Origin of the sequence: Asanoa hainanensis (genome assembly GCF_900188485.1) — a bacterium.
Lineage (GTDB): Bacteria > Actinomycetota > Actinomycetes > Mycobacteriales > Micromonosporaceae > Asanoa > Asanoa hainanensis.
This window is the reverse complement of the sequence record NZ_FZPH01000018.1, coordinates 74,886-100,389: the sequence shown is the minus strand read 5'-3', so window position 1 is coordinate 100,389 and position 25,504 is coordinate 74,886. Positions and strand designations below refer to the sequence as shown.

The 25,504-nt window shown below is 72.4% G+C and carries 18 protein-coding genes; 8 read left to right on the top strand and 10 right to left on the bottom strand.

Annotated elements, in window-relative coordinates:
* Positions 1-100: 100 nt before the first annotated feature.
* The 3 genes from CHC05_RS33410 to CHC05_RS41805 are packed head-to-tail and all read left to right on the top strand — an operon-like array spanning position 101 to position 1,637.
* Entirely contained in the window at positions 101-631 is a 531-nt protein-coding gene (locus tag CHC05_RS33410; RefSeq protein WP_089254627.1) for a hypothetical protein, read from the top strand.
* A 31-nt stretch (positions 632-662) separates the two neighbouring features.
* The gene (locus CHC05_RS33405; RefSeq protein WP_089254626.1) at positions 663-1,460 is read left to right on the top strand and encodes a DUF4097 family beta strand repeat-containing protein; all 798 of its coding nucleotides are present in this window, start codon (positions 663-665) and stop codon (positions 1,458-1,460) included.
* A 30-nt stretch (positions 1,461-1,490) separates the two neighbouring features.
* Complete coding sequence (locus tag CHC05_RS41805) at positions 1,491-1,637, top strand: hypothetical protein (RefSeq protein ID WP_179266487.1); 147 nt, start codon at positions 1,491-1,493, stop codon at positions 1,635-1,637.
* Between the two features lie 697 nt (positions 1,638-2,334).
* Here CHC05_RS41805 and CHC05_RS33400 read toward each other — a convergent pair.
* Both CHC05_RS33400 and CHC05_RS33395 read right to left on the bottom strand, forming a co-directional pair.
* The gene (locus tag CHC05_RS33400; protein ID WP_089254683.1) at positions 2,335-2,997 is read right to left on the bottom strand and encodes a DUF2752 domain-containing protein; all 663 of its coding nucleotides are present in this window, start codon (positions 2,995-2,997) and stop codon (positions 2,335-2,337) included.
* A gap of 364 nt (positions 2,998-3,361) precedes the next feature.
* Complete coding sequence (locus CHC05_RS33395) at positions 3,362-4,582, bottom strand: winged helix-turn-helix domain-containing protein (protein WP_089254625.1); 1,221 nt, start codon at positions 4,580-4,582, stop codon at positions 3,362-3,364.
* A 74-nt stretch (positions 4,583-4,656) separates the two neighbouring features.
* Between CHC05_RS33395 and CHC05_RS33390 the strand changes: the two genes are divergently transcribed.
* Positions 4,657-5,247 (top strand): GNAT family N-acetyltransferase, encoded by a 591-nt coding sequence (locus tag CHC05_RS33390; protein WP_089254624.1) that lies wholly within the window; start codon positions 4,657-4,659, stop codon positions 5,245-5,247.
* Here CHC05_RS33390 and CHC05_RS33385 read toward each other — a convergent pair.
* The gene (locus CHC05_RS33385; protein WP_089254623.1) at positions 5,191-6,429 is read right to left on the bottom strand and encodes a glycosyltransferase 87 family protein; all 1,239 of its coding nucleotides are present in this window, start codon (positions 6,427-6,429) and stop codon (positions 5,191-5,193) included. The two genes, CHC05_RS33390 and CHC05_RS33385, sit on opposite strands and share 57 nt — an antisense overlap.
* Between CHC05_RS33385 and CHC05_RS33380 the strand changes: the two genes are divergently transcribed.
* Positions 6,428-7,000 (top strand): GNAT family N-acetyltransferase, encoded by a 573-nt coding sequence (locus tag CHC05_RS33380; RefSeq protein WP_089254622.1) that lies wholly within the window; start codon positions 6,428-6,430, stop codon positions 6,998-7,000. The genes CHC05_RS33385 and CHC05_RS33380 overlap by 2 nt on opposite strands.
* 260 nt (positions 7,001-7,260) lie before the next feature.
* On the opposite strand, the gene CHC05_RS33375 is transcribed toward CHC05_RS33380, so the two are convergent.
* Positions 7,261-10,026 (bottom strand): ATP-binding protein, encoded by a 2,766-nt coding sequence (locus tag CHC05_RS33375; protein WP_245871348.1) that lies wholly within the window; start codon positions 10,024-10,026, stop codon positions 7,261-7,263.
* Between the two features lie 131 nt (positions 10,027-10,157).
* On the opposite strand from CHC05_RS33375, the gene CHC05_RS33370 reads away from it, so the two are divergent.
* Entirely contained in the window at positions 10,158-10,499 is a 342-nt protein-coding gene (locus tag CHC05_RS33370) for a VOC family protein (RefSeq protein ID WP_089254620.1), read from the top strand.
* Between the two features lie 43 nt (positions 10,500-10,542).
* Positions 10,543-11,139 (top strand): VOC family protein, encoded by a 597-nt coding sequence (locus CHC05_RS33365; protein WP_089254619.1) that lies wholly within the window; start codon positions 10,543-10,545, stop codon positions 11,137-11,139.
* Here CHC05_RS33365 and CHC05_RS33360 read toward each other — a convergent pair.
* From CHC05_RS33360 to CHC05_RS33335, 6 genes are all read right to left on the bottom strand, one after another.
* Positions 11,136-11,495, bottom strand: a complete 360-nt coding sequence (locus CHC05_RS33360; RefSeq protein ID WP_144022890.1) for a hypothetical protein — start codon at positions 11,493-11,495, stop codon at positions 11,136-11,138. The genes CHC05_RS33365 and CHC05_RS33360 overlap by 4 nt on opposite strands.
* Positions 11,492-18,928 carry an IPT/TIG domain-containing protein gene (locus tag CHC05_RS33355; protein WP_089254617.1) on the bottom strand — a complete coding sequence of 2,479 codons (7,437 nt, stop codon included), beginning with the start codon at positions 18,926-18,928 and terminating at the stop codon, positions 11,492-11,494. Before CHC05_RS33355 ends, CHC05_RS33360 begins: the two co-directional genes overlap by 4 nt.
* Before the next feature lie 138 nt (positions 18,929-19,066).
* On the bottom strand, positions 19,067-19,927 hold the full coding sequence (locus CHC05_RS33350; RefSeq protein WP_089254616.1) for a carbohydrate ABC transporter permease: 861 nt from the start codon (positions 19,925-19,927) through the stop codon (positions 19,067-19,069).
* Positions 19,915-21,081 (bottom strand): carbohydrate ABC transporter permease, encoded by a 1,167-nt coding sequence (locus CHC05_RS33345; RefSeq protein ID WP_089254615.1) that lies wholly within the window; start codon positions 21,079-21,081, stop codon positions 19,915-19,917. The genes CHC05_RS33350 and CHC05_RS33345 overlap by 13 nt, the downstream gene beginning before the upstream one ends.
* A gap of 4 nt (positions 21,082-21,085) precedes the next feature.
* A complete protein-coding gene (locus CHC05_RS33340) occupies positions 21,086-22,333 on the bottom strand; it encodes a sugar ABC transporter substrate-binding protein (protein WP_089254614.1) in 1,248 nt (415 codons plus the stop codon).
* Positions 22,334-22,359: 26 nt separating this feature from the next.
* Entirely contained in the window at positions 22,360-23,343 is a 984-nt protein-coding gene (locus tag CHC05_RS33335; RefSeq protein ID WP_089254613.1) for a LacI family DNA-binding transcriptional regulator, read from the bottom strand.
* Positions 23,344-23,478: 135 nt separating this feature from the next.
* On the opposite strand from CHC05_RS33335, the gene CHC05_RS33330 reads away from it, so the two are divergent.
* Positions 23,479-25,503, top strand: a complete 2,025-nt coding sequence (locus tag CHC05_RS33330) for an amylo-alpha-1,6-glucosidase (RefSeq protein WP_218824770.1) — start codon at positions 23,479-23,481, stop codon at positions 25,501-25,503.
* Position 25,504: the final 1 nt, after the last annotated feature.

Genomic DNA, 25,504 nt, shown 5'->3' with positions numbered 1-25,504 from the left:
CTCGCCAGACTCTAACCCTGCCTCGCGACTTCGCGTTCACGACACCACGACGCCGTCATTGTGTCTTGCGGTGACGTCACTTCGGTGGCATAGTGACGTCATGGACATCGCACCGTACGTCGAAAGCCTCCGCCGCGACCTCAACGCGGCAGCGGCGCCGGGCGGGCCCGAGGTGGCTCGCGCGGCCGAGCTGCTGAGCGGCTCGATCGACGCAGCCGCCCGGCTGGCCCTGCTCGACGCGCTCGCCCAAGCCGCCGACGAGGTCACCACCAAGCTCAGCGCGGCCAGCGTCGAGCTGCGGCTACGCGGCCGGGAGCCGGAGCTCGTCGTCACCGAGCACCTGCCCCAGCCGCCCGCGCCGCCGACCCCGCCGGTCCCCCCGGCGCCACCCGGCGCCACTGCGACGTCACCTGACGCCGGCGGTGACGTCACCCGGATCACCCTGCGCCTGCCCGAGGGGCTCAAGGACGCCGTCGAGCGGTCCGCGGCCGGCGAGGGCATCTCGGTCAACGCCTGGCTCGTGCGGGCGATCGCCTCGGCCGTGGCCGGCGCACCGCCGTCGCCTCCCGGCGGCTGGACCACCCCGCCGGGCCGTGGTCGCCGGCACATCAGCGGCTACGGCCGCGCCTGACTCGTCCATCTCTCTTCGAAGGAGCAGCACGATGCCCGAGTTCCCCGTCGACGGTCCGATCACCGTCGCCTTCAAGATCGCATCCGGCTCGGTCGACGTGGTCGCCGAGGAGCGCGCCACTGCGGTGGCCACGGTCGAGCCCGGCAGCCGCAGCGGCGAGTCCCGCCGGCTCGCCGACGAGACGACCGTCGAGTTCCAGAACGGCCGGCTGCTCATCACCACCCCCGACCAGAGCGGCTTCCGGCTGCGCAGCGGCTCGGTGGCGATCCGGGTGCTGGTGCCGCTGGACAGCGCGCTCACCGGCAAGTCGGCCTCGGCCGACGTCACCTGCCAGGGCCGCGTCGGCGGCCTGGAGGTCGAGTCGGCCTCCGGCGACATCCGGGCGGAACACATCAGCGGCGACGCGACGGTCGGCACGGCCAGCGGCGACGTCCGACTGGGCCGCGTCGACGGGCACCTGCGCACCAGGGGCGCCTCGGGCGACCTGCGGGTTCAGCTCGTGGGCGGCACGTTCACGGGCAAGTACGCGAGCGGCGACGTCCAGGTCGACGAGGCCGGCAGCGACATCAGCGTGGACACGGCGTCCGGCGACGTGACGATCCGCAAGGCGTCGCGGGGCACGGCCCGAATCAGCACGGCGTCGGGCGACGTCAGCATCGGCGTCCTGGCCGGCACGGGGGTCTGGTTCGACGTCAAGACCCTCTCCGGCGACACCCGCAACGGCCTCGACATGAGCCAGCCCGCAGCCGACACCCCGGAATCCGCCGGCGGCCAGATCACCCTCCAGCTGCGCACCATGAGCGGCGACATCGACATCCACCGCGCCTGACCCTGACCCTGACCCGAAAGGACCCCTGACATGTACGAGAACCCGAACGTCCTGCTAGCCCTCGCCGGCGAACGCCACCGCGAGATGCGCCGCACCGCCAACCGTCGCCACCTCGCGCTACGAGTCGCCCGAGCGATGCGCGGCGACCGAGACGACGGCGGAGCGACCCGGCGCTGACCGCGCCGTCCACCAAGGACCCCCGGCCAAGCCGGCGGGTCCTTCGGTGCGTGCGGCCGCGAGCGGCCGCGGCGGCCCGGGTCGGATGGCCGGGGTGTGGGCAGTGGGTAGATCGGGTTGGCCGGTTCCAGATCGGGTGTGCCTGGTCTGGTAGATCCGGCACCAGGTGGATGATCGGGTGCGCCTGGTCTGGTCGACACGCCGTGCCCGAACCAGACCAGACGCACCCGATCACGCGGTCGCGCTGTCGCCGCCTCGCCGAGCCACACCCGATCATGACCGGGTCAGGAAGTGCTCGGCTCGGCCGTGTATCGACGTCGTAGGTGCTCGTTGATCGCGGCGACGGTCACCGTGGCTTCACAGCGGACGGCGATTTCGTCGAACCGAGCGACGACGGCATGGCCGGGGTTGAGGCGGTTGACGCCGCGTCCCACTGAGTGGCGATGCTTGCGGATCTGCGGAACGAAGGCCCATGGTCGGCCGCTCTCCGACCCGAGCGTGCGCCTGCTCGGCGTCCTGGTCGGACTTACCCGGCCGACGCCGCGTGGGCAACTCTGACTCCAATGGTGTCCACCGCGCGTCACCACGGTCATGCGCCTCGCCACCGCCAGGGGTGGTCACGAGGTCTCCGGTCTTGCCCTGTCGCTAAGCGTTCTGCCGGAGACCTCGATGCCTATCGACCAACGCCATGCCCGGCCTAGACGTAGAACCAGTTGAAGGGTGCCCAGGGCAGGTTGCGCAGGATCGAGAAGGCGAGCCAGGCGCCCATGAAGATGGCGATCGCTACCGGTGGGATCTTCAGCTGCGGCAGTTTGCGGCCGAAGGCGCGCTGGGCCGCCCAGGCGATGTAGAGGTAGATGATGAACGGCACCGCGAACACGAACACCAGGTGGTGCCGGGCGGCGGCGGCGACGTCGCCGTGCAGCAGGTACCAGGCCGCGCGCGTGCCGCCGCACCCCGGACAGTCGAGGCCCGTGGTCAGCTTCAGGATGCAGGTCGGCGGCGCGTCCGGTGCACTGTCGGTCGGGTTGCTGATCAGCGTGTAGCCGACCGCTCCCCCGATGCACCCCAGCACCGCGAGCGGCGCCAACCACGTCGGCACCCGTTCGAGCATCCGCAGATAGGCCCGGCCGACCCGCCCCCGCCGCGGCGGCGCGTAGGACGGCGGCAGAAACGTCGGCGGCACAACGCCGTCGGGACCGCCGTAGGCGGCATAACCGGCCGGATATTCAGGACCGCCGCCGGGACCGGCCACCAACACACCGTGCGCGGCGCCGGAAATCTCTGCGGACGGCGCACCACCACCGGCTTCGGTAACCACCGCCGTCGCGGCCGCGCCGCTGGCGGCCACAGCCGACATCGGCTCACCGCCACCGACTCCGGCAACCACCGCCGCCGCGGCGCCGCTGCCACCCAAAGCCGACATCGGCTCACCGCCACCGACTCCGCCGGCCACCGCGGACGCGGTGCCGACCGCACCGACAGGCGTCGCGGACGCACCGCCGGCCACCGCGGACGCGGTGCCGACCGCACCGACAGGCGTCGCGGACGCGGTGCCGACCGCACCGACAGGCGTCGCGGACGCACTGCCGGCTACCGCCGACGGACCGTGGCCGCCCTCGGAAACGCCGGCTGTCTGGCCGTCGTCGGCGGCCTTCGGGGGCGCGGTTTCCGTGCCCGGTGACGCCTCCGGGGCGGTTGGGCCGGGTGCGGGCGTCATGGCGTCACGGTACACCGGCGTTGCTTGCCAGCGCGGCTGCGACCGGCCCGCCCAGGTCGCCGCCCTCCGGTGCCGCGACCGACGACAGGCCCAGCCAACCCGCCAACCGCGACAGCTCGACGGCGAGCGCCCGCGCAGTCGCGGACCGGTCGACGCCCGGCTCGGCCCAGGCTGCCGGCACCCGCAGCACGCCGGCCTTGCGGTCGGCCTTGAGGTCGACGCGGGCCGTGAACCGGTCACCTTGGAGGAACGGCAGCACGTAGTAGCCGTAGACCCGCTGCGGCGCCGGCACGTAGATCTCGATGCGGTAGGTGAAGTGGAACAGCCGCTCGGTGCGCGCCCGCTCCCAGACCAGCGGGTCGAACGGGCTGATCAACCGATCACCACGCACCCAGCGCGGGAGTTTGGCCGACGGGTCGAGGTAGGCCGGCTGCTTCCAGGTCTCCACCTTGACCGGCAGCAGCTCGCCCGACGCGACCAGGGACGCGATCGCCGCCCGGGCGCCGGCCACGGGTAGTCGGAAGTAGTCGCGTAGCTCGAACTCCGCGGCCACACCCAGCGACCGCGCCGCGACCGAGACCAGCGTGCGGTGCGCCTCGGCCTCCGAAGGCGTCGGCGCGGCCAACACCGCGGCGGGCAGGACCCGCTCCGGTAGGTCGTAGACCCGCGCGAACGACGTGTTGCGCGACGCCGCCATCACCTCGCCCGACCAGAACAGGTATTCGAGGGCCGTCTTGACCGACGACCAGTTCCATCCCCAGTTGGACTTGTCGCGCGGCTCGTCGCGCTCGATCTCGGCGGCGGTCAGCGGGCCGGACTCGCGTACCTCGTCGAGCACCCACTTGATCAGGTCGGGCTGCTCCTCGGCGAACCGGCGCAGGCCGCCCCACTGGTGCTCGCGGGCCATCCGCCAGCGGAAGGCGGGCTGGAGCTCGACCGGGATCAGCGACGCCTCGTGACCCCAGTATTCGAAGAGCGTGCGCGGCCGCCGGTAGGCCGCCCGGTCGAGCAATGCCGTCGGATAGGGACCGAGCCGGCTGTAGAGAGGTAGGTAGTGCGCGCGTTGCAGCACGTTGACCGAGTCCATCTGGAGCAGCCCGGTGCGGCCCACCACCCGGCGCAGGTGGCGGGCGGTCGGGACCCCGGTCGGCGCGGGGTCGGTGAACCCCTGCGCCGCCAGCGCGATGCGGCGGGCCTGGGCCAACGACAACGATTCGACTGCCACGCCCGGGACGCTATCGGAACCCTCCGACAAAAATGCCGAGCCGACGAGCCGGCCCGTGCGATAGACATCCCGGCATGCTCACCATCCGCCCGGAGACGCCCGACGACATCGACGACGTCGCCGCCGTACACGTGCGCGCCTGGCAATCCGGATATGCCGGAATCATCCCAAAAGAAGTGCTGGACGCCCTCGACCCGAGACAACGAGCGGCCCAGCGCAGGCAACGCCACGGCACCGACGGCTTCCAGACCCTGGTCGCCACATCCGGGGTCGCCACATCCGGGTCGACCGACGGGAGGCCGACGTCGGCCACCGACGACCAGGAAGTGCTCGGCTTCGTCACCATCGGCCCGTACCGCAACCAGCAGGACCGCACCAACCTCGACCCGACGATCGGCGAGGTGCTGGCCATCTACCTGGAGCCGACCCACATCGGCACCGGCATCGGACGAGAGCTCATGGGCGCGGCCCTGACCGAGCTGACCAGGCGAGGTTACAAAGAAGCGAGACTCTGGGTGCTCGAGGCCAACCACCGCACCCGCCGCTTCTACGAGCGGGCCGGCTTCACCCCGGACGGCGAGCGCGCCACGTACGACGTCGTCGTGCCGTCAAGCGGCGACCGCGTCCCGCTCCCGGAGCTCCGCTACGCCCGCGCCCTCGGCTGAGGAAGGGGAAGACGACCGCAGCGGCAGGAAGATCAACAAGGCCAGGCTGATCCACACGTACGCGTTGCTGCCCAGGAACCCGCCCACTCCCCCGAACCCGTGCTCCCAGGCCCAGACGAGCCGGCTGCACAGCACGGCGTAAAAGACGACCGCGACGCCCAACAGCACGCGCCGACGGTGCGAGGACGGAGCACGCACCCCGGCAGCGAACCACAAGATCAGCGCCGGCAGCAGCCAGACCAGGTGGTGCACCCAGGTCACCGGGCTGATCAGACAGCCGACCACCCCGGTCAGCGCCAACCCCTCGGCCAACGACGCGGACCGCACCCGCCAGGCCCACAGGCCCAGCACCGCGACCACCAACAATCCCCAGGCCAGCGACGACGGATGCTCCGGAGAGAGCCGCGCGACCATCCCCTGCAGCGACTGGTTGGAGACGAAGGCCAGCGAGCCGACCCGATCGGTGTCCCAGAGCGCGCTGGTCCAGAACTCCCGCGAGGCGCCGGGGTCGACAGCGGCGGCGGCGAGGGTCGCCAGCCCGGCGGTCAGACTGGCGACGAACGCGGCCCGCCAGCGCCGGGTGACCAGCAGGTAGACGATGAACACACCCGGGGTCAGCTTGATCGCGGTGGCCAGGCCGATGCCCACGCCGGCCCAGCGCCGCCCGCCGGCCACGCCGACCAGCAGGTCCAGCGCGACCAGGAACAGCAGCAGCAGGTTGACCTGCCCGAAGGTGATCGTCTCCCGGTAGGGCTCGAACGCCACCATCAGCAGAAATGCGACGGCGCCGGCGAACCACGGCGTCCAGCCCTCGCGGCGGGCGATCGGCAGCACGAGCCAGCGCAGCAGCGCGTAGGTGGCACCCAGCGACAGCCCGATGCTGACGAGGATGGCCAGCACCCAGGGCACCACCGCCATCGGCACCATCGCGATCGCGGCGAACGGCGGATAGGTGAAGCCGTACTTGCTGTTCGGCTTGAGGAAGTCGTACAGCATGCCGTGGTCGTGGATCCAGTAGTTGACCGCGCCGTAGTAGACCTTGAGGTCGAAGAACCCGTGCCGCACCGCGAAGACGGCCACGAACGCCCCGACGGCGACCGCCAGGCCAGCGACGATCACGACCTCGCGCCGCGCGGCCCGCTCGATCACCCGCTGCTCCCAGTCCGTAGGCTCACCACTCATGGCACTCGGGTACGTCCGCCCGGCGCGTCCCGAGGACGTCGCCGAGATCGCCCGCATCCAGGTCGCGACCTGGCGGGTCGCATATCGCCGGATGCTCCCCCGACACGTGCTCGACAACCTCGACGAGGCGTGGATCGCCGAGCGCTGGAGCGCCGCGGTCGAGCAGCCGCCGTCGCCGCGGCACCGGGTGCTGGTGGCCGTCGAGCAGGCCGAACAATCGTATCTGGTGGGTTTTGCCGCCTCCGGCCCCGCCGACGAGCAGGCGCTGGCCCCGGAGGAGCCGGCGTTGCCGGACGATGTGGCGGCCATCACGGACCTGCTGGTCGAGCCCCGCTTCGGCCGCCGCGGCCACGGCAGCCGCCTACTCGCGGCGAGCGTCGACCTGTGGCGCGAGGACGAGTTCGCGTTCGCAGTCGCCTGGGCCTACGACGGCGACGCGGCCACCCGCAAGTTCCTCACCGCGGCCGGCTGGGCACCCGATGGCGCCGGTCGGGCCCTCGACGTCGAGGACATGCTGGTCTACCAGCTGAGGCTGCATGTCGACCTCACAGCCAAACCCGAACCCGAATAAACCAAGGTCGTCCTGACTCGGGTCCGCCTGGGGCGCGACCGTCGCTCCCGCCAGACACCGCTCCGCTTCGCTGCGCTGTCACCTCCGCGCCGGGTAACGCTCACCCCAAACCCCACGACCAGCTCGGGATCGGGCTCGCCCTTGCCGAACGGCGGCCGACGGCCCACACGCAGAACCCGTACGAGGCCGCCACCGCCCGGCACGGCCACGCCACCGTCGACCGCTCGTCCGAGGCCCCAATCCGCTGATCCGGCGGCCGGTCAGATGCCCAGGTCGGCGAGGGTGGCCCGGCCGGTCGAGGCGTGGTCGCCGCCGGCCAGGATGAGTGTCCGGGCTCGCTGGTACGGGCAGCCGGCGGTCTCGAACGCTGCGGCCGTCTCCAGGAGGCGTTCCTGGTCGTCGTCGAGCAGCGCGGCCGCCCGGTCCAAGATCGCACCGACTGCGGGGTTTCCGGCGACGATCGGGCGCGCCTCCGCCAGCAGGGCAGTGGCGTCCGTGCTGCCCGCCAGCACGGCGGCTTCGGCGCGCAGCGCGACGTGCCAGTGGAGCAGAATCCCGTTGCGCCAGGCGTCGGGCTCGCCGGTCCGGGGGTTCAGCCGCTCCAGGGCGGGCGTGGCCTCGCCGCGGTGGAGCAACATGATCGCGTCGAAGGTCGGGCTGTAACCGGCCCGGTCCGCGGGCGTGACGCCCAGCTGGTCGAGGACCGCGTCCCATTCGGCCTGGGCGGCCAGGTCACCGCGCAGGCCATGGATCATCGCGACCGAGGCGGCCACCGGGCCGAATTGGCGGGCCGCCGGCCGCCCGGCCTGGGTCCAGCCGTCGAGGAACCGGCCGCTGGCGGCGATCACGTCGGTGGCCTGGCCTGCGATGGCGTCAGCCATGATGGCACGGGACGTGGCGACGTGCCCGACCTCGGCCAGCACCGGCAGGTCGCGCAGTTGGCGCCCCCATCGTCGCGCCGCCGGCAGGTCGCCGACGCCGATGCTGGTCGCGGTGGCGATCAGGAGCGCGTCGATCAATTCGTCGGCGACGCCCGGGGTGAGCGGGACGGAGTCGAGCAGCTCGACCCGGCGACCTGCGGTCGCGGCGGCGGCGAAGGTGTCGCCGGCCCGGCGTTGGGCGCCGGCCAGCGCGAAGAGAGCCGCGCACTCCGCGAGCGGGTCGTCGAGGCCGCGGGCCAGTTCCACCGCCCGCTCCGCGAGCGAGGTCATCTTCGCCGCGGTGGCCTCGGCTCGCTCGGCGAAGAACGCGTAGCCCAGCGCGGCGCAGTCGGCGAGGGCCACCGAGGCCCGGGCGGCGGGATCGTCACCGGCCAGCTCGTGCGCCCGGGCCAGCAGCGCGGTCGCCTCGGCCCGCGGCGGCAACTCGGCGAAGGCCCCGGACTTCCGGAAGTACGTGGTGGTCGCCGTCGCGAGGTCCCGGGCCGCGGCGGCGGTGTCTCCGGCGCGTTCCGCGGCGGCCTGCCAGAGCCGATAGGCGTCGTCGCCGCGCATCCGGCACGCGGCCACGTTCGCGGCGGACCGCAGGGCGGCCGCCGCACCGGCCGGATCGTCGGCGAGGGCCGCCGCCTGCTCGTAGCGCTGCTGGGACTCGCCGACCAGGTTGCGGGAGAAGGCCAGGCCCGCCAGCGAAAGGGCGAGCCGGTGCGCGTCGGCCCGCTGGTCCGACCGCTCGACCGCCCAGCTCAGCGCGGCCCGAAGGTCGTCGACGGCCGCGTCGAAGCCGGCCCGCCAGTCGCCGGTGCCGGACGGTTGCTCGGCCAGCTCGGCGACGGTGGCCAGGCACCAGCGGAGATGCGCGACCGAGGTGGTGTCGGCCTCACCGGCCGCGGCGAGCTGTTCGGTCCCGTACTGGCGGATGGTCTCGAGCGCCCGGTAGCGGGTGCCGCCGGCCGACGCCGTGACGCTCAGCAGGCTCTGGTCCGCCAGTCGGCCCAGCCCGTCGACCACCTGACCAGGCGCCAGCGGGCCGAACCCGGCCACCTCGGCGGCCGCCGAGGCGGTGAACGGCGAGACGAACACCGAGATCCGGCTCAGCAGGGTCAGGTCGGGACCGTCCAGCAGCGCCTCGCTCCAGTCGAGCATGGCGCGCACCGAGCGGTGCCGGTCGTCGGCCCGGTAGCCGCCCACCAGGAGCCGCAGGTGGTCGGTGAGCCCCGCGACCAGCCCGTCGAGCCCGAGAGCGGGCAGGCGGGCCGCGGCGAGCTCGATCGCCAACGCCACGCCGTCGAGCTTGCGGCACACGTCGGCGACCTGGTCCAGCTGTTCGGGCCGGGCGGTCCAGCCCACAGCGGCGGCCCGGTCGACGAACAGGGCCACCGCATCCGACCGTCCCTCCAACGAGAGCGGCGGCACCAGGTAGACCCATTCGAAGGGCACCATGAGCCGGGCCCGGCTCGTGATCAGCACGGTCACCGACGGGCAGCGCGTCAGCAGGCGCTCGACGAACGGTGCGACCCCGTCGGACAGATGCTCACAGTTGTCCAGAACCAGCAGGGTGCGCCGATCGGCCAGGGCGCCCAGCACCGAGTCGTCGATGCCGCGACCCTGCTGCTCGCCCACGCCGATCGCGGCCGCCACCGCGGCGCCGACCATGGCCGGATCGGTGACCGGCACGAGGTCGACGAACCAGACGCCGTCGGCGAAATCGCCGGCCAGGTCAGCGGCGACGGCCAGGGCGAGGCGGGTCTTTCCCACGCCGCCGGGGCCGACGGCCGTGACCGCGCGGCGCGCGCGGAGAGCGTCCCGCAACGCGCCGCGCTCCTCTGCCCGGCCGATGAACGGGCTCAACGGCGCCGGGAGCCCGGCCCGCGCCTGGCTGGTCCGCTCCGCCCGCGCGACACCGGCGAGCGCACGGCGATCCGGGGCTCCGAGCTTGCGCAGCAGGGACGACACGTGGGTCTCGACCGTGCGCACCGAGATGAACAGCTGCGCGGCGATCTCGGCGTTGCTGCGGTGCTCCCCGACCAGCGTCAGGATCTCGGCCTCCCGAGCCGAGATCCCCGCGGTAGCTGCCTGCTCCGACACCCGAGGCATTCTGCCGCACCGTGCCGCTGCGTGCGGCGATCCGTGGTGCCCTACGTGGTGAGCACGGATGTGGGCACACCCGGCGCGGAGCGAGGCTGATGCCGGTAAGTCGACGCCGACGAGGGGGAGCCATGAGCCACGGAATAAGGACCATCATCATCCCCGTCCGGGACCGGGCCACCGCCACCACGCTGTACGGCACCGTCCTCGCCGTGGAGCCGTACGCCGACGAGCCCTACTACGTCGGCTTCCGGATCGGGGACCAGGAGATCGGCCTCGACCCGAACGGCCACAACCACGGCATGACCGGTCCGGTCAGCTACTGCCACGTCGGGGACGTCGCCGCGGCCCTGAGCCAGGCGGTCGCTGCGGGCTGGCGGACCCGCCAGGACGTCAAGGACGTCGGCGGGGGCCAACTGGCCGCCGTCGTCGAGGACCCGGACGGCAACGTGCTCGGGTTCCTGCAGCGCTGACCAGATCATTGACCTGCGACAACACACCCATAGGGAGCCAACCGTGACCACCGTCGAGTACATCACCCTCGAAGTCGCCGACCCCACGACCGCCGATCGCTTCTACACCGAGGCCCTCGGCCTGGGGAAGCAGGTGCGCACCCGGGCCTCGGAGGCGCCGACCACCGGCTTCCGCGGCTACACCCTGTCGCTCATCGTGTCCCAGCCGGCCAACGCCGACGCGCTCATCGGCGCCGCCGTCGACGCCGGCGCCACGGTGTTGAAGCCGGCCGCGAAGTCGCTGTGGGGCTACGGCGGAGTCGTGCAGGCGCCGGACGGGACGATCGTGACAGTCGCGTCCTCGTCGAAGAAGGACACCGGCCCGGCCGCCAAGCAGATCGACGACCTGGTCCTCCAACTGGGCTGCGCGGACGTGGCCGCGAGCAAGAAGTTCTACGTCGAGCGCGGCCTCACGGTCGCCAAGAGCTTCGGCAGCAAGTACGTCGAGTTCGACTCGGGCGCGATCAAACTGACGCTCAACAAGCGCCGCTCCCTGGCCAAGACCGCCGGCATCCCCGAGGAAGGCACTGGCTCACACCGCATCGCGTTCGGCAGCGAGGCCGGACCCTTCACGGACCCCGACGGGTTCGTGTGGGGTTAGCCGCCCACCAGCTCGGTGGTGCCGTCGGGGTGGATGGTCCAGGTCTTCGCCGTGCAGAACGGGTCGTCGAGGCGGGCCACCACCCGGTCGGCGGAGAGGGCCGTCACCTCGCCGGTGCCGCACTCCTCGTTGACCCGGATGCCGAGGTCGCCGCCGGCGGGCACCACGAACTGGCGCTTGTCGCCGCCGGTCGACACCACGACCGTCAGCGGGGTCGCCTGCTCGTTGCGGACCTCCAGCTCCGGGTCGGGCTCGCCCTTGCTGAACGGCGGCCCGACCGCCCACAGCCACAGCCCGCACGCGGCCACCAGCACCACCACCGCCGCGGCCAGCCCGAGCACCCACCGCCTGGTCACGAAGCCTCCCGCCGCACTCCGGGCACGGAGGGCGCCCGGTTGTCCTGCGGCGCGACCAACCGCGGCGACGGGGCCGGCAGGCCGCTGCCGTCGATCGCGAAGATCCCCGTGTACGGAGTGCCGAGCGTCTTCCCGTCGGCGGTGCCGGGTTGGCCGAGCGCGTACAACTGGGCACCGACCGCCGCCACGGCAGCCGTCGCCCTGGCCTCGGTGGGTGCGATGCCGTAGTAGAGGTCGAAGGTCTTCGCCTCGCCGGTGGCGAACGTGCCCAGGTCCAGGTCGATCAACGCGCCGGTGTTGGCCGGCCCGAAGTCGGTGAAGAAGCCGGAGGCGCCGAGGTCGGTGAACGCGTTGTGCGGGTTCGGGTCGGCGAAGCCGTCGTTGGTCACACCGGTGACATATCCGATGTCGCCGGTGCGGTGCACGAACGTCGTGTAGAAGCCACTCACGTCCGGTAGCAGATCCCAGTCGACCGCCCGGCGGTAGTGGACCGAGTGGTGGATCGGGGAGCTGACGTTCCGGACAGTGACCTTGAGCTGGAACAGGTTGGGGTCGATCGAGGGCGAAACATAAGTGGCGACCGTGATGCCCGTCGGTCCGGTCAGGTCGACCATCGACGTCGCGGTGTCGCCCGACGCCACGAACGACGACAGGGTCAGGCCGTCGACGCCGGTCGCGTCGGTGACCGAGCCGCCGAAGGGACCGTGCGCGACGCCCCAGCCCTCGCAGAAGCAGCCGCGCCGGATGACCTCGCTGTCGGCGTTGCCGGCCAGCCGGATGCCGATCGCGTTGGAGATCAGGCTGCCGTACGGCCCGACTCCGATCTCGATCGTGCTGTTGGAGAGCACCTGGGCGGTGCGCTGGAACCGCACGCTCCAGTCGCCGATCGCCCAGGTGCCGTAGAAGCCCGGATCGTCGGCGTTGACGATGACGAGCACCGCCTTGGGGCACGCGTCGGTCAACGCGACCGTCAGCGGCACGCGGGCGAGCAGGCGCTGCGCCGCGCCGCAGCCCGCGGTGGGCCGGTCGAAGTCGTCCAGGCGCAGCACGCTGAACCGTACGTCGTGATCGGTCTTCGGGTCCCAGGTCACCGTGAGGTCGCCCTCGGCCTGGTTGGGGTTGACGATCTGGACGTACTTGGCGCCGCTCTGCTGCACGTAGTAGGTGCCGGGGAACGCCTCGGGACCAGCGCCGTTGTTCTGCGAGATCGTCACCTGTTGACGCGGCGGCTGCAACGCCGAGCCGAGGCTGGCTCGCCACCGCTGCGCGTGCGAGTCGGTGAAGCCGACGGACGATCCGCCGCGTTCGAACACGTACGCCCACTGCCGGAACACGTCGATCTCGGTGCCGAACGAGGAGCCGCCCGCCTCTATCGCCTCGCGGATCGCACCGCGCGGAGTCGACCACAGCCCGCCGAGGTCACCCCACGTCTGGCGGATCGCGTCGTCACCGAACCGCTCTTCGAGGAACTCGGCGACGATGAACGCGCCGTACTCCGGACCGCCGGGCAGGACGACGGAGTTGCCCTCGTCGAAGCGCTCGTCGGACGCGTCGAGGAAGTCGTCCAAGTTGGACCAGTAGCCCCGATATTCGTCGTCGGGGACGTCGGACGCCCCGGACCGCTCGTGCACCTGGTGCGCCGCCCACTCGGCCGACGCCTCCATCCACCAGTTCATGCCGAACTCCGCGAACCGGCGGTGGTCGATGTACTCGTACTCGACGAAGTGGAAGAACTCGTGGTGCGGCAGGTACTTCGAGATCGTCGGGTCGGAGGACATCAGGAGCAGCGGGCTCGTCTCCCCGCAGAGGAACGGGCACTTGGGCAGCGACGGAAAGGCGACGCCGGACTTGTTGTCACCCAGCGCGAACGTGGGGTCGAGCGCGACCGTGAGGCGATAGCCGGGCAATCGGTAACCCATCGAGCCGTAGATGCCGCGGCTGAGCTCCAAAGACCCGATCATCTTCTCGACCCAGTCGGGACGCGAGGCACCCGGCGAGGTCGGCCCGACGTGCCCGGAGTCGTAGTAGACGACGAAGTTGGTCGACTCGGCCCGGCAGTCGTAGAGCTTCGCGCGGAGCCGCACCAGCCAGCCGCACTCGTTGGGCGCGAGCCGGGCACCGGCCGGCGGCGAGGACAGCACGACCGGCGTGTTCGGGTCACCGAGGCGGGCGCGCTGGTCGGCGCTCAACGACTCCCAGAGCGCCAGCGCCGCCGCCAGCGCCGCCTCGGGGTCGCCCAGCCCGGGCGCGCCGTCCACGTAGCGCGCCGGCAACCCGGCGCCACCGGTGGCGAGGTCGAACAGGTGGCCCACATATTGCTCGAGGTCGAGCAGGCCCGCCGCGTAGTCGGCCGCGAGCCGCCCGATGCTGTCGGCCGCGTTGTCGACCGTGACCGTGGTGCTGGCCCGCACCGAGGTGCCGACCAGCGCCCGCACCGTATAGCGCCCGTCCGGCCAGGACGGCACGCCCGCCACGGTCACGTCGGTCTCCCAGAGAACCGTGCAGGCGTCCTGGCCGATCACGTGCCAGGCGCCGCCGTCGCGGGCGGCCTCCACCCGGACGGGACCACCGGCACCGGCACAGTCGAGCGCGACGGAGACGTCGTCCCACAGCGTCGTGCCGGCGGCGGGCGCGGTGAAGCGGAACTCGTCGGCGGCCACGACGACGACGCGGAAGTGCGCCGTGGCGCTCCACGCGCCCGACACCTCGTGCCCGCGGACGTGCAGCCACCACGTGCCGGGCGCGAGCTCGGCGGAGAAGCGGGCCTCGGTGGTCGTCACGGTCGCGGCGGGCACGGTCGCCGCCGCGGTGTCGAGCACGACCGACCAACCGTCGACCAGCCCGACCGACTCGCCCACGGGCGCGGTCGCCGTCGGGCCGAGCCGCCACGTCGCGACGAACGGGCCGGCGGGATAGCCCGTGCCCGGGACCGGATGGGTCGCGCTGGTCACCGTGGGCGCGTCGGCCGCCAGGTCGGCCACCACCCGCAGCCGCACCGGCGCGCTGGCCTTGCCGGCCCCGCTGCGGGCGACCACGGCGACGAACCACTCGCCCTCGCCCGCCAGCCGGGTCTCGTACGCGTTTCCCGTGGTGGTGATCGCGGTGCCGGGCACCTCGCCGTCGGTGCGCGACACCTTGATCGAGTAGCCGGCGACGCCGGACGGCCCGGTGGTGGCACCGAGTGCCAGGCGCAGGTCGAGCGAGCCGGTCGGCGCGGCCGGATCGGGGTGGCTGGGTGAGGTGAGCGCGTTGACCACTGGTGTCACGGTGTCGACGCGGACGGCCCGGTGCGCGGTGGCGCCCCACGACCCGTCGGTGCCGTGGGCGCGGACGTGGACCCAGCTCACGCCGTCAGGGTAGGTGCGGCTGAGCGAGGCGCCCGGCTGGCTGATCGCGGGTGGCGGCACCGTGTCGGCGACGGAGTCGACGACCACCGCGTAGCCGTCGATCGCCGTGGCGCTGTCGGTGGACCAGCTCACGCCCGGCGTCGCGATGGCCGACCAGGCCGTCGTGCCGCCGCTGATCCGGGGCGAGCCGGTGCCCTCGTAGACCTCGACGCCGAACGCTCCGGCGATGCTGCCGTTGGGGTCGACCCGCACGAGGTAGTCGCCGGCGGCCGGCAGCGCGCAGGCGAGCACGCTGCCGGCGGAGGCGTTGGTGCGCGTGCAGACCTGCGTGCCGTCGGCGCGCAGGATCGACAGCCGAGCCAAGCCCGCGGCGACCGGGAGACCGGCGCGAATCGCCTGCCCGGCCGTGCCGCTGAAGGCGAGGTCGGCCCGCTGCCCGACGGCCAGGTCGACGCTGCGCACGGCCGCGCCCAGGGCACCGGCGACGGTGACGTCGGCGGGCACCTCGCAGACGGCCACGGACGCCGCGCCGACCGCCGCCCCGGCCGGGTCGACGAGCACCCGGTAGGTGCCCGCCGCGGCCAGCGTCAGCGGCTCCAGGAAGACGGCCGAGCCGCTCGCGGTGGCGTTGGCCAGCACGCCACCGGCGGCGTCGACCAGCGACACCGCCGCGCTGCCGGCGACGCCGGCCCGGCTGAAGCCGGAGGTCGGCACGGACACGCACACCCGGTCGCCGGCGGCCGCCGTGAACGTGGCCGCGCCGACCGCGCCGGGCGTGCGCACGGCGACCTCGACGGCCGGCCCACCGACCGTCAACGGGACCGGCACGGCGGCCGGGACCTCGAAGACCTGCACGGTGAAGCGGCCGAAGCGGGTGCCGGTGGGGTCGAGCGTCAGGCTGTAGGTGCCGCCGGACCCGAGGTCGACCGGGCCGAGGACGCGCTCGTCGGTGGCGGTGATGGTGCCGGAGGTCAGCACGGTGCCGGCCGGGTCGCGCAGGGTGAGCGCGACCGAGCCCTCGATCGTCGTGCCGTCGGCCACCGTGCCGGGGGTGACGGTCAGCAACGCGCGCCGACCGGCCGGTGCCGGGAACGTCACCGTGGCGACCTGGCCCGGCTGGGTGGTGCGGGCGATCACGGCGGGGCCGTCGAGCGTCGCGGCGACCGTGGTGTCGTCGGGCACGGCGAAGACTTGGACGGTGAACGTGTCGACGGCGGTCGACTGCGGGTCGATGGCGACCGTGAAGCCGCCCGTCGCCGGCAGCGCCATCGCCGCGAGGTCGAGCGTCGTGCCCGAGGTGGTCGCCGACCGCAGCACGGTGCCGTCGGGCGCGCGGAGCTCGACCGCGGCGCTGCCCGTGCTGGAGGTGCGCCCGACGCGCACGAAGACCCGCTGCGCGGCCGTGCCCACGAAGGTCACCGTGGCGTTCTGGCCGGGCGTCGAGGTGACCACCGTGGACGCCGGCGCACCGACGGTCGCCACCCCGGTGACATCGGCCGGCACCAGGTAGAGCCGCAGGGTCAGCTGACCGACCACGGTGGACTGCGGGTCGACCAGGATCTGGTAGGTCCCGTCGGCCGGGAGCGCGACCGGGTTCCAGAAGATGCCGTTGGACGCGACGCTCGACGTGCCGAACAGCACCGAACCGTCGGGGGACGTGGCACCGACGCGCACGTTGGAGCCGCTGTAGGTGCTGCCGGAGGCCAGCAGCGCGACCCGCTGGCCGGCGGTGCCCGCGAAGGTGACGACCGCGCCCTGCCCCATCACGGTGGCCGGCAGCGTGACCGGCTCGCCGCCCACGGCGGCGACCGCGGTGAGGTCGGCCGGGACGAGCCGCACCTCGATCGCGATCTGGCCGACGGCGCTGCCCTGCGGGTCGACGAGCACGGAGTGGTCGCCGGCGACGGTCGACACCCGCGTGTCGAAATAGATGCCGTTGGAGGCGACGCCGGTCGGCGCGACCAGCACGGTGCCGTCAGGCGCCCGCAGCGAGACCCGCACGTTGGACGAGCCGCCGTACGTGCTCTCCAGCGCGGTGACGATGTAGCGCTGCCCGGCCGCGAGCGGGAACCGCACCACGGCGTCCTGCCCGGGCGCGGTGGTGGCGGCGACGACCGGGCCGCCGTCGACCGTCGCCGTGAACACCACCTGGCCCGCGTCGCTGACCAGCACCGTCACCTGCCCCACGGCCGAGCCCTGCGGGTCGACGGCGACGGTGTAGACCCCGGCCACCGCGTCGAGCGGGCCGAGCAGCACCCCCGCGGCGGAGAACGTCGTCGCGGCGACCGCGACGCTGCCGTCGGGTGCGAGCAGCGTGGCGCGGGCGCCGGACGTGCCGTAGGTGCTCGCGGACAGCCGCACGCTCACCCGTTGCCCGGCGACCGCCGCGAACGTCACGCTGCCGTTCTGCCCGGGCACCGTGGTCGCCAGGGTGACCGCGGGCCCGCCCACGACGGCCTCGACCGGCGAGCCCGTCGGCACGTCGTGCACCTCGACCGTGGCCGCGCCGGTGCTCGCGCCCGCCGGGTCGACGACGACCGCGTAGGTGCCGCCGACGGGCAGGGTCACCGGCTCGGTGAACAGCGAGCTGAAGACGGTCTGCGCCGCGACGAGCACCGTGCCGTCGGGCCGGCGTACCCCGATCGAGACGTTGCCCGAGCCGAACGAGTGGGACGGCACGCGGAAGCTGACCCGCTGCCCGGCCGCGCCGGCGAACTCCACCCGCGCGTTCTGGCCCGGCGTGCCGACGGTCGCGCTCACCGCCGCACCACCGGGTGTCGCGGTGAAGACCGCGTCGGCGGGGGTGTCGTAGAGGTGGACGACAGCGGCGCCGACCCGGTCGCCGGCGGGGTTGACCACGACCGAATAAAGGCCGGCGGACGGGATGGTGACCGGCTCGACGAACAGCGACGCGAACACGGTCGTGGCGCCGACCAGGTTGGTGCCGTCGGGCCGGCGCACCGACAGCGACACCGATCCGGACCCGTACGTGTGGCTCGGCACCCGGATGCCGACCCGCTGCCCGGCGGTCGCGGTGAACTCGACGCCGCCGTTCTGGCCGGGCGTCGTGGTGGTCACGGTGCGCGCCGCCCCGTCGGTGGCGCCCGCCACCGTGGCGTCGGCCGGCACGTCGAAGAGGCGGATCGCGACCTGCCCGGTGGCCGCCCGCACCGGGTCGACCGCGACCGTGTAGGTGCCGGCGGCCGGCAGGACGAACAGGTCGAGGAACGCGCTCGTGCTGACCGTGACCGCGGAGACCAGGCTTGTGCCGTCGGGCCGGCGCACGCCGACCGTCACGCCGGACGAGCCGTAGGTCGAACCGCTCACCGCAATGCTGACCCGCTGCCCGGCCTTGCCGGCGAAGGTCACCCCGCCGTTCTGGCCCGGCACCGTGGTGGCGACGGTGACGGTCGACCCGTCGGCGCTGCCCGGCACGAGCGCGTCGGCCGGCACGTCGTGGGCCGTGACGACGACCTGGCCGGTCGCAGTGCCCTGCGGGTCGACCAGCACCGTGTACGCGAGGTCGGCGGCCGGCAACGGCTCGAGGAAGACGCCGCTGGTGCCGAATCCCGTGGCCGACACCGCCGTCGTGCCGTCCGGACGGAAGACCGAGACCCGCGCGTTGCTGGTCGACGAGCCGAAGGTGCTGTCGCGCAGGGCGAGCGCGACCCGCCGGCCGGGCGCCGTGGTGACGGTGAGCAGGGCGACCTTGCTGGCCGTGGCCACGGCCACGGTGGCCGGGGCGTCGAGGGTGAGCCGGGCCGTCGTCTCGACGTCGGTGGCGCGCCACGGGGAGCGGGCGACGAAGAGGTCGCTGCTCCAGGCTCCGGTGCCCGCCGGAGCGGTGACCCGCACCGGCCCGGAGGTGGCGGCCGCGGGGACGGTGGCGGTGATCCGGTCGTCGGCGACCGCGGTCGTGGCGGCCAGCACGCCGTTGATCGTGACCGCCGACGCACCGGTGAAGCCGTGCCCGCGCAGCTCGACGACCGCGCCGGCCTCGACCACGGCCGGCGTGACGGTGTCGACCGACACGGGGTCGACCGCCAACGCGGGCCCCGGCACGGCCAGGATCGACACCGTGGTCACCGCCGCCAGAGCACCATGACGCCACCATCGACCGCGCATCCCATGCCCCCGCATCGAAGTCGGTGAACACGGTATCGGCCGCCTCACGCTCCGCGAGGCCCCGTGGTGGCGGACCCGCGAAAAGCGACAATCATCGAACTATCCCTTTTCGGCGCCCTCCGTGGCACCGCGCACGAAGTAGCGCTGGAAGACCGCGAAGATGATCGCCACCGGGATCGTGGCCAGCAGGGCCGCGCCGAGCTTCAGCGGGTACTGCGTGCCCGAGCCCAGCGAGCCCGAGACCAGGTTGGCGACGCCGCGGGGCAGGGTGAACAGGCTCGGATCCTGGACCGCCACCAGGGTGTGCGGGAACTCGTTCCACGTGCCCTGGAACGACAGGATGGTCAGGGTGATCAGCGCCGGCCGGGCCGACGGCAGCACCACCGACCAGAACGTCCGGAACACCCCGGCACCGTCGATCCGGGCGGCCTCCTCCAGGCTCAGCGGGATCGACTCGAAGAACTGCTTCATGATGAAGACGCCGGCCGCGTCGACGAGCAACGGCAGGATCAGCGCCGTGTACGTGTCGTAGATGCCGAGCTGGTTCAGCACCAGGAACTTCGGGATGAAGAGCACGACGCCGGGTACGGCCATGATGGCCACGATGGTCGCGAAGATCGCCTTTCGGCCGCCGAAGCGGAGTCGGGCAAGTGCGTAGCCGGCCAGCGAGTCCAGGAACACCCGGCCGACCGTGACGACGACCGTGACCAGGACCGAGTTGCCCAGCCAGAGCGGGAAGTCGCCGCCGAGCAGGCTGGAGAACGAGTCCGTGGTGAAGGGTTGCGGCACCGGCGACAACGGGTTGGCGGCCGCGTCCGGTTCGGTCTTGAAGGAGTTCGCGAGCTGGATGACGAACGGGTAGATGAAGACAAGCGCGAAGAAGACGAGCACGGCGTACCCGACGACGGTGTTGACCATGCCCCCGTGGCGGCGCCGCCTGGCGGGAGTCAGCGTAGCCATCGGAACCTCCGGCGGGGCTCGTCGCGGTCGCGCATCACCCAGCGCTGGGCCAGGGTCAGCACGACGATGATCAGGAACAGCACGAACGAGATCGCCGCGCCCCGCCCGTAGTCGAAGTCCTTGAACGCGGTGCGGTAGGACAGGAACGCCGGGGTCAGCGTGGTCTTGGCCGGGTTGCCCTGGCTCATCACGTAGATCTGGTCGAACACCTGCCAGGTGCCGATCAGCCCGAGGGTGAGCACGAGGAACATCGTCGGCTTGAGCAGCGGCAGGGTGACGTAGCGCAGCCGCTGCCAGCGGGTCGCGCCGTCGAGCTCGCTGGCCTCGTCGAGCGAGACCGGCACGCTCTGCAGGGCGGCCAGGAACATCAGCATGAACGTGCCCGACGTGGTCCAGATGACCAGCGCCATGATCGCGCACATCGCGACGCTCGGGCCCGACAGCCAGTCCCACCAGGTCAGGCCGAGGGGTCCGCCGTTGGCCAACGCGCTCGGCGGGTTGTCCACGCCGAAGACGCCGAGGATCAGGTGGATCAGGCCGCGCGCGTCGGAGAACCAGGCCGGTCCGTCGATGCCGAAGAACGACAGGATCCCGTTGATGGCGCCCGAGTTGGCGAACATGAACAGGAACACGACGCTGATGGCGACCGAGCTCGTCACGGACGGGAAGTAGAACGCCGTACGGAAGAAGCCCTTGCCCTTGAGCATCCGGTTGTTGACCAGCAGGGCGAGGCCGAGCGCCAGGACGGTCTGCACCGGCACCACGATCGCCACGTAGTAGATGTTGTTGCGGATGCTCGTCATGAAGTCCCGGCGGGCGAGCCCGTCCTCGGTGAACAGCCGCGTGTAGTTGTCACCGCCGACGAACGGCACGCCCGACTTGAACGGGCTGCCCTGGCCCTGCCAGTCGGTCAGGCTCACCCAGAACGCCATGATGATCGGCGCGAGGAAGAAGATGCCGAGCAGGACGATGACCGGCGCCACGAAGAGCCAGCCCGCGATCCGCTCGTTGCCCCTGATCCCGCCGCGGAAAGGCCCCGGCCAGCGAAGCCACCTGCCGAACCGCTGCCGCGGTCCGCGACCGCCGGTGGCCGGCCGGCCGCCACCCGCGGACCGGTCATCCCGGTCCGCGGAGGCGGTCGTAACGGTCGACATGTACTCAGCCGCCCAGCGTCGCCTGAGTGTTCTTCTGCAGCGTCCCGAGCAGCGTCTTCGGGTCGGCCTTGGCCAGCGTGTTCAGCGAGGCGTCGAAGTCGGCCAGGACGCTGTCCATCTTCGGCGCGTTGACCGGGCCCTGCGCGTACTCGGCACCGTCGATGAACGCCTTGTCCGCCGGGAAGGCGGCCGTGTACTGGTCACGGGCCGACTCACGGGACGGCATCACACCGAACGCCTTGGCGTACGTCATCTGCTGGTCGACCGAGGTCATCGCCTTGACGAAGTCGATCGCCTGCTCCTTGAACTTGCTCTTGGCGGCGATGCCCCAGCAGTTCGTGAACGACAGCGTGCCCTTGCCCTTGGGGCCGGCCGGAAGCTCGTGCACCGTGTACTTCACGTTCGGGAAGTCGTTGGTCATGGCGCCCTTGATCCAGTTGCCCTCGATCGTCATGGCGGCCTTGCCCTTGCCGAACGCCTCGCCGCCCCAGCCGGCGTCCAGCGCCTTCGGGTAGGAAGCTAGACCCTGCTTGAGCAGCGTCTGCACGTAGGTCAGCGCGGCGACGTTCTCCGCACTGTCGGCCGTCGCCTGCTTGCCGTCCTTGCTGACGATCCAGCCACCGGACTGGACCATGAACGCGCCGACCCGGTCACGGGTGTCCGCCACCGCCAGCGGCATGGTGCCCTTGGCCTTCAGCTTCTGCGCGGCGGCGGTGAGCTGGTCCCAGGTGGTCGGGATGTCGGCGTCGGTCAGCCCGGCCTTGGTCCACAGGTCCGTGTTGATCTCCAGCGCCAGCGTGGAGAAGTCCTTCGGCGCGCAGTAGAACTTGCCGTCGAAGGTGAACGTGTCCTTGAGGCTCTGGTAGAAGTCGTCCGGGTTGTCGACCTTGTCCCCGTAGGGCTCCAGCGCGCCGACGCTCGCGTAGTCGGTGAACCGGCCGGCGTCGACGTAGAACACGTCCGGCGGGTTGTCACCGGCCAGCGACTGGCCGAGCTGCTGGGTCAGGTCCTGGGCGGGGGTGACCGTGGCGGTGTTGCCGCTCTTGGTCGCCCAGGCCGCCGCGGCGTCCTTCACGGCGGCGGTCTCCGCGTCGCCCGAGGAACCGATCAGGATCTGCAGTGCGGCGGGGCCCGACGTCTGCTGAGCGGCCTCGCCGCCGTCGTCGAAGCTGTCGCCACACGCCGCGGAGGCGAGGAGCGTGCCGGCGGCGAAGACCGCTACCGCGCCACTGCGGAACCGGTTGCGTCTCATGTCGTAACTCCTGGGTTGAGGGGGGTTTAAGCGGTGGTACGGACTACGAGGGACGGTTTGAGCAGCACCTGGCTGGTGCCGACGGGGTTGCCGTCGAGGTGGTCGATGAGCAGGTCGATGCAGCGGGCCGCCGCGTCCGGCAGCGGCTGGCTGACACTGGTCAGCCCGATCGCCTCGGCGACCGGGGTGTCGTCGAAGCCGATGACCGCGCTGCGGCCACCGGCGGCCTGGAGGGCGCCCAGCGCCAATGAGTCACTGGCGCAGACGAACGCGGTCGGCGGCTCCGGCGTGGTGAGCAGGTCGCGCGCGCACTCCGCGCCCTGGGCGATGCCGTCGGGCGCGCCGCGGTCGAGGCCGGCCGGGTCGAGGTCGTAGGCCTTCATCGTGCGCTGCCAGCCGTCGCGCCGGTCGTCGCCGACACCGGAGCCGGCCGGCCAGCCGATGAACCCGATGCGCCGGTGCCCGGTCTCGATGAGCCGCCGGGTGGCCTGGGCCGTGCCGTCGGCGTTGTCGACGTCGACCCACGAGTGGCGCTCGGGCTCGTCCCACGGGCGGCCGAACGTCACGAACTGGACGCCGCGCTCGGCGAGCCAGAACGTGCGGACGTCGCCGTGGTCGGTGCCGGTCAGCACGAAGCCGTCGAGCTCGTGCGAGGCCAGCAGGTCCTCGAAGGTCTTGATCTCGTCGCCGTCGTCGTCGGCCGTGTAGAGCATCACCCGGTAGCCGGCCGCGGCGGCCGCGAACGTCAGACCGTGCAGGAACCGGTCGAGCACCGAGCCGTTGATGCCGTCGCGGGTGGGTTCGATACGCACGGCGAGCAGTCGGGAACGCCCGGTGCGCATCTGGCGCGCGGCCTGGTTGATCCGGTAACCGAGAGTGGCGATCGCCTCCTGCACGCGGACGCGCGTCTCCTCCCGCACCAGGTGCGGGCTGTTGAGCACATTGGACACCGTTTGCCGGGATACCTGGGCATGCGCCGCCACGGTGGCGATGGTGACCTTCTCCGGCATTCGTACCTTCCACGGGGCTTGAACGTTCAAAGTCGAAAGTGCATTATTGGATCGTTCAAGTTGCAGGGTTGTTTCGCACTCTGCCGCTGCCATCCCGGCTCTGTCAAGATGGCGCCAACGTTCACAGGAGATTTCGTGCCAGACCGCAACCTTCAACCGCTGCTCCACGATCTGATCTCGACGGTACGGGCGCCGGCCAGCGTCCTGGGCGAACCGTCAGGCCAGATCCGGGCGGTCGGGGTGCAGGGGATGTTCCATGCCGACGTACGGGTGCTGAGCCGCGCGGAGCTCCTGCTCGATGGGCGATCTGTCGAGCCTGTGGCGAATTCTCCGCTTGGCCCGGGCGCGACGGCTTTCGTGGGACTTGCCCGCTGGCTCGGCGACCCGGGTCCAGACCCGACGGTGCGGGTCACGCGGGAACGGCGGCTGGTGCCGACCGGTCTCGACGAGACCATCACCGTCACGTCGACCGCCGCTGACGCGGTGTCCACGGAGCTGTCGCTGGCGCTCGACGCTGACCTCGCGCCGATCTCGCCGGTCAAGTCCGGTCGGACCGTTTCGGGTGGCGCGGTCCGCGCCGGGCTGTCGTGGACCGCAGGTGACGTGTCGGTGACCGTGACGGCGCCCGGCGCGACGGCCGGCGACGACGGCACGCTGCACTGGCCCGTGACCGTCGCCCCCCGCGACTCCGTGACCGTCTCCTGGCAGCTTCGGGTCACCGACCCGGCGGCCCTGGTCCGCGAGCCCGCCGCGCCGGTCGAGTGGGCCCGCCCCACGGTGGCCGCCGACGACCGCCGGCTCGCCCGGTTGGCCGCGCGCTCCCTGGACGACCTGGAGTCGCTGCGGCTGCGGCTGTCCGCCGGCGCCACCGACACGTTCCTCGGCGCGGGCGTGCCGTGGTACCTGACCCTGTTCGGCCGCGACAGCCTGTGGGCCGCACGGATGCTGCTGCCGCTCGGCACCGACATCGCCGAGGGCACGCTGCGGGTGCTGGCCGCGCACCAGGGCACCGTCGTCGACGGCGACACCGGCCAGGCGCCGGGCAAGATCCTGCACGAGCTGCGGCGGGCCGACACGCAGGCGCAACTGCCGGCCGCGTACTTCGGCTCCGTCGACTCGACCCTGCTGTGGATCTCGCTGCTGCACGACGCCTGGCGCTGGGGCATGTCGCCGGCGGCCGTCGAGTCGCTGCTGCCCGCGCTGGAGGCGGCGCTCGGCTGGCTGTCGGCCTACGGGGACGCGGACGGCGACGGTTTCCTCGAGTACATCGACGAGAGCGGGCGCGGGCTGGCCAACCAGGGTTGGAAGGACTCCGGCGACTCGATCCGCTTCCGGTCCGGCGCGTTGGCCACGGCACCGATCGCGCTGGTCGAGGTGCAGGGTTACGCGTACGAGGCCGCCCTGCACGGGGCCGCCCTGCTGGACGCGTTCGGCCGCCCTGGTGGCCCGCGCTGGCGGGAGTACGCCGAGCAGATGGCGACCCGGTTCCGCGACACGTTCTGGGTCGACGGCCCGGCGGGCGCGCACCCCGCTCTGGCGCTGGACGGCTCGAAGCGCCCGGTCGACTCCCTGACCAGCAACATCGGCCATCTGCTGGGCACGGGCCTGCTGACGCCGAAGGAATCAGCCCAGGTCGCGGACCTGTTGGCATCGAACGCCCTGGCCGGCGGCTTCGGCCTGCGCACGATGTCGACCCACGACGCGGCCTTCAGCCCACTCTCGTACCACTGCGGCTCGGTCTGGGCCCACGACACGGCAATCGTCATCGACCGCCTGGCCCGCGCGGGCCACCCGGCCGCGGCCGCGACGCTCACGGAAGGCCTGCTGGCCGCAGCGGAGTCCTTCGACTACCAACTCCCAGAACTCTTCGGCGGCGACGACCGAGGCGCCCTGGGCCGCCCGGTCCCCTACCCCGCCGCCTGCCGCCCCCAGGCCTGGGCCGCAGCAGCCGGCATCACCCTCCTGCACGCGGCCGTCGGCCTCCGCCCCGACGTGCCAGCCGGCAAGGTCGCCCTGACACCGCTGGAGGGCGCGCCACTGGGCGCGGTAACCGCCCGCGGCCTGCGCATCGGCGGTGCTTCGGTCGACGTGGTCGTCGGCGCGGACGGCTCGGCCACCGTCACGGGCCTGCCCGACACACTGAAGCTGGCCCAGTCCTGAG

Bases quoted from the DNA above. Each gene is read 5' to 3' on its own strand.
- CHC05_RS33410 (WP_089254627.1), top strand. From the start codon at position 101: ATGGACATCGCACCGTACGTCGAAAGCCTCCGCCGCGACCTCAACGCG.
- CHC05_RS33405 (WP_089254626.1), top strand. From the start codon at position 663: ATGCCCGAGTTCCCCGTCGACGGTCCGATCACCGTCGCCTTCAAGATC.
- CHC05_RS41805 (WP_179266487.1), top strand. From the start codon at position 1,491: ATGTACGAGAACCCGAACGTCCTGCTAGCCCTCGCCGGCGAACGCCAC.
- CHC05_RS33400 (WP_089254683.1), bottom strand. From the start codon at position 2,997: ATGTCGGCTGTGGCCGCCAGCGGCGCGGCCGCGACGGCGGTGGTTACC.
- CHC05_RS33390 (WP_089254624.1), top strand. From the start codon at position 4,657: ATGCTCACCATCCGCCCGGAGACGCCCGACGACATCGACGACGTCGCC.
- CHC05_RS33380 (WP_089254622.1), top strand. From the start codon at position 6,428: ATGGCACTCGGGTACGTCCGCCCGGCGCGTCCCGAGGACGTCGCCGAG.
- CHC05_RS33385 (WP_089254623.1), bottom strand. From the start codon at position 6,429: ATGAGTGGTGAGCCTACGGACTGGGAGCAGCGGGTGATCGAGCGGGCC.
- CHC05_RS33370 (WP_089254620.1), top strand. From the start codon at position 10,158: ATGAGCCACGGAATAAGGACCATCATCATCCCCGTCCGGGACCGGGCC.
- CHC05_RS33350 (WP_089254616.1), bottom strand. From the start codon at position 19,927: ATGGCTACGCTGACTCCCGCCAGGCGGCGCCGCCACGGGGGCATGGTC.
- CHC05_RS33345 (WP_089254615.1), bottom strand. From the start codon at position 21,081: ATGTCGACCGTTACGACCGCCTCCGCGGACCGGGATGACCGGTCCGCG.
- CHC05_RS33340 (WP_089254614.1), bottom strand. From the start codon at position 22,333: ATGAGACGCAACCGGTTCCGCAGTGGCGCGGTAGCGGTCTTCGCCGCC.
- CHC05_RS33335 (WP_089254613.1), bottom strand. From the start codon at position 23,343: ATGCCGGAGAAGGTCACCATCGCCACCGTGGCGGCGCATGCCCAGGTA.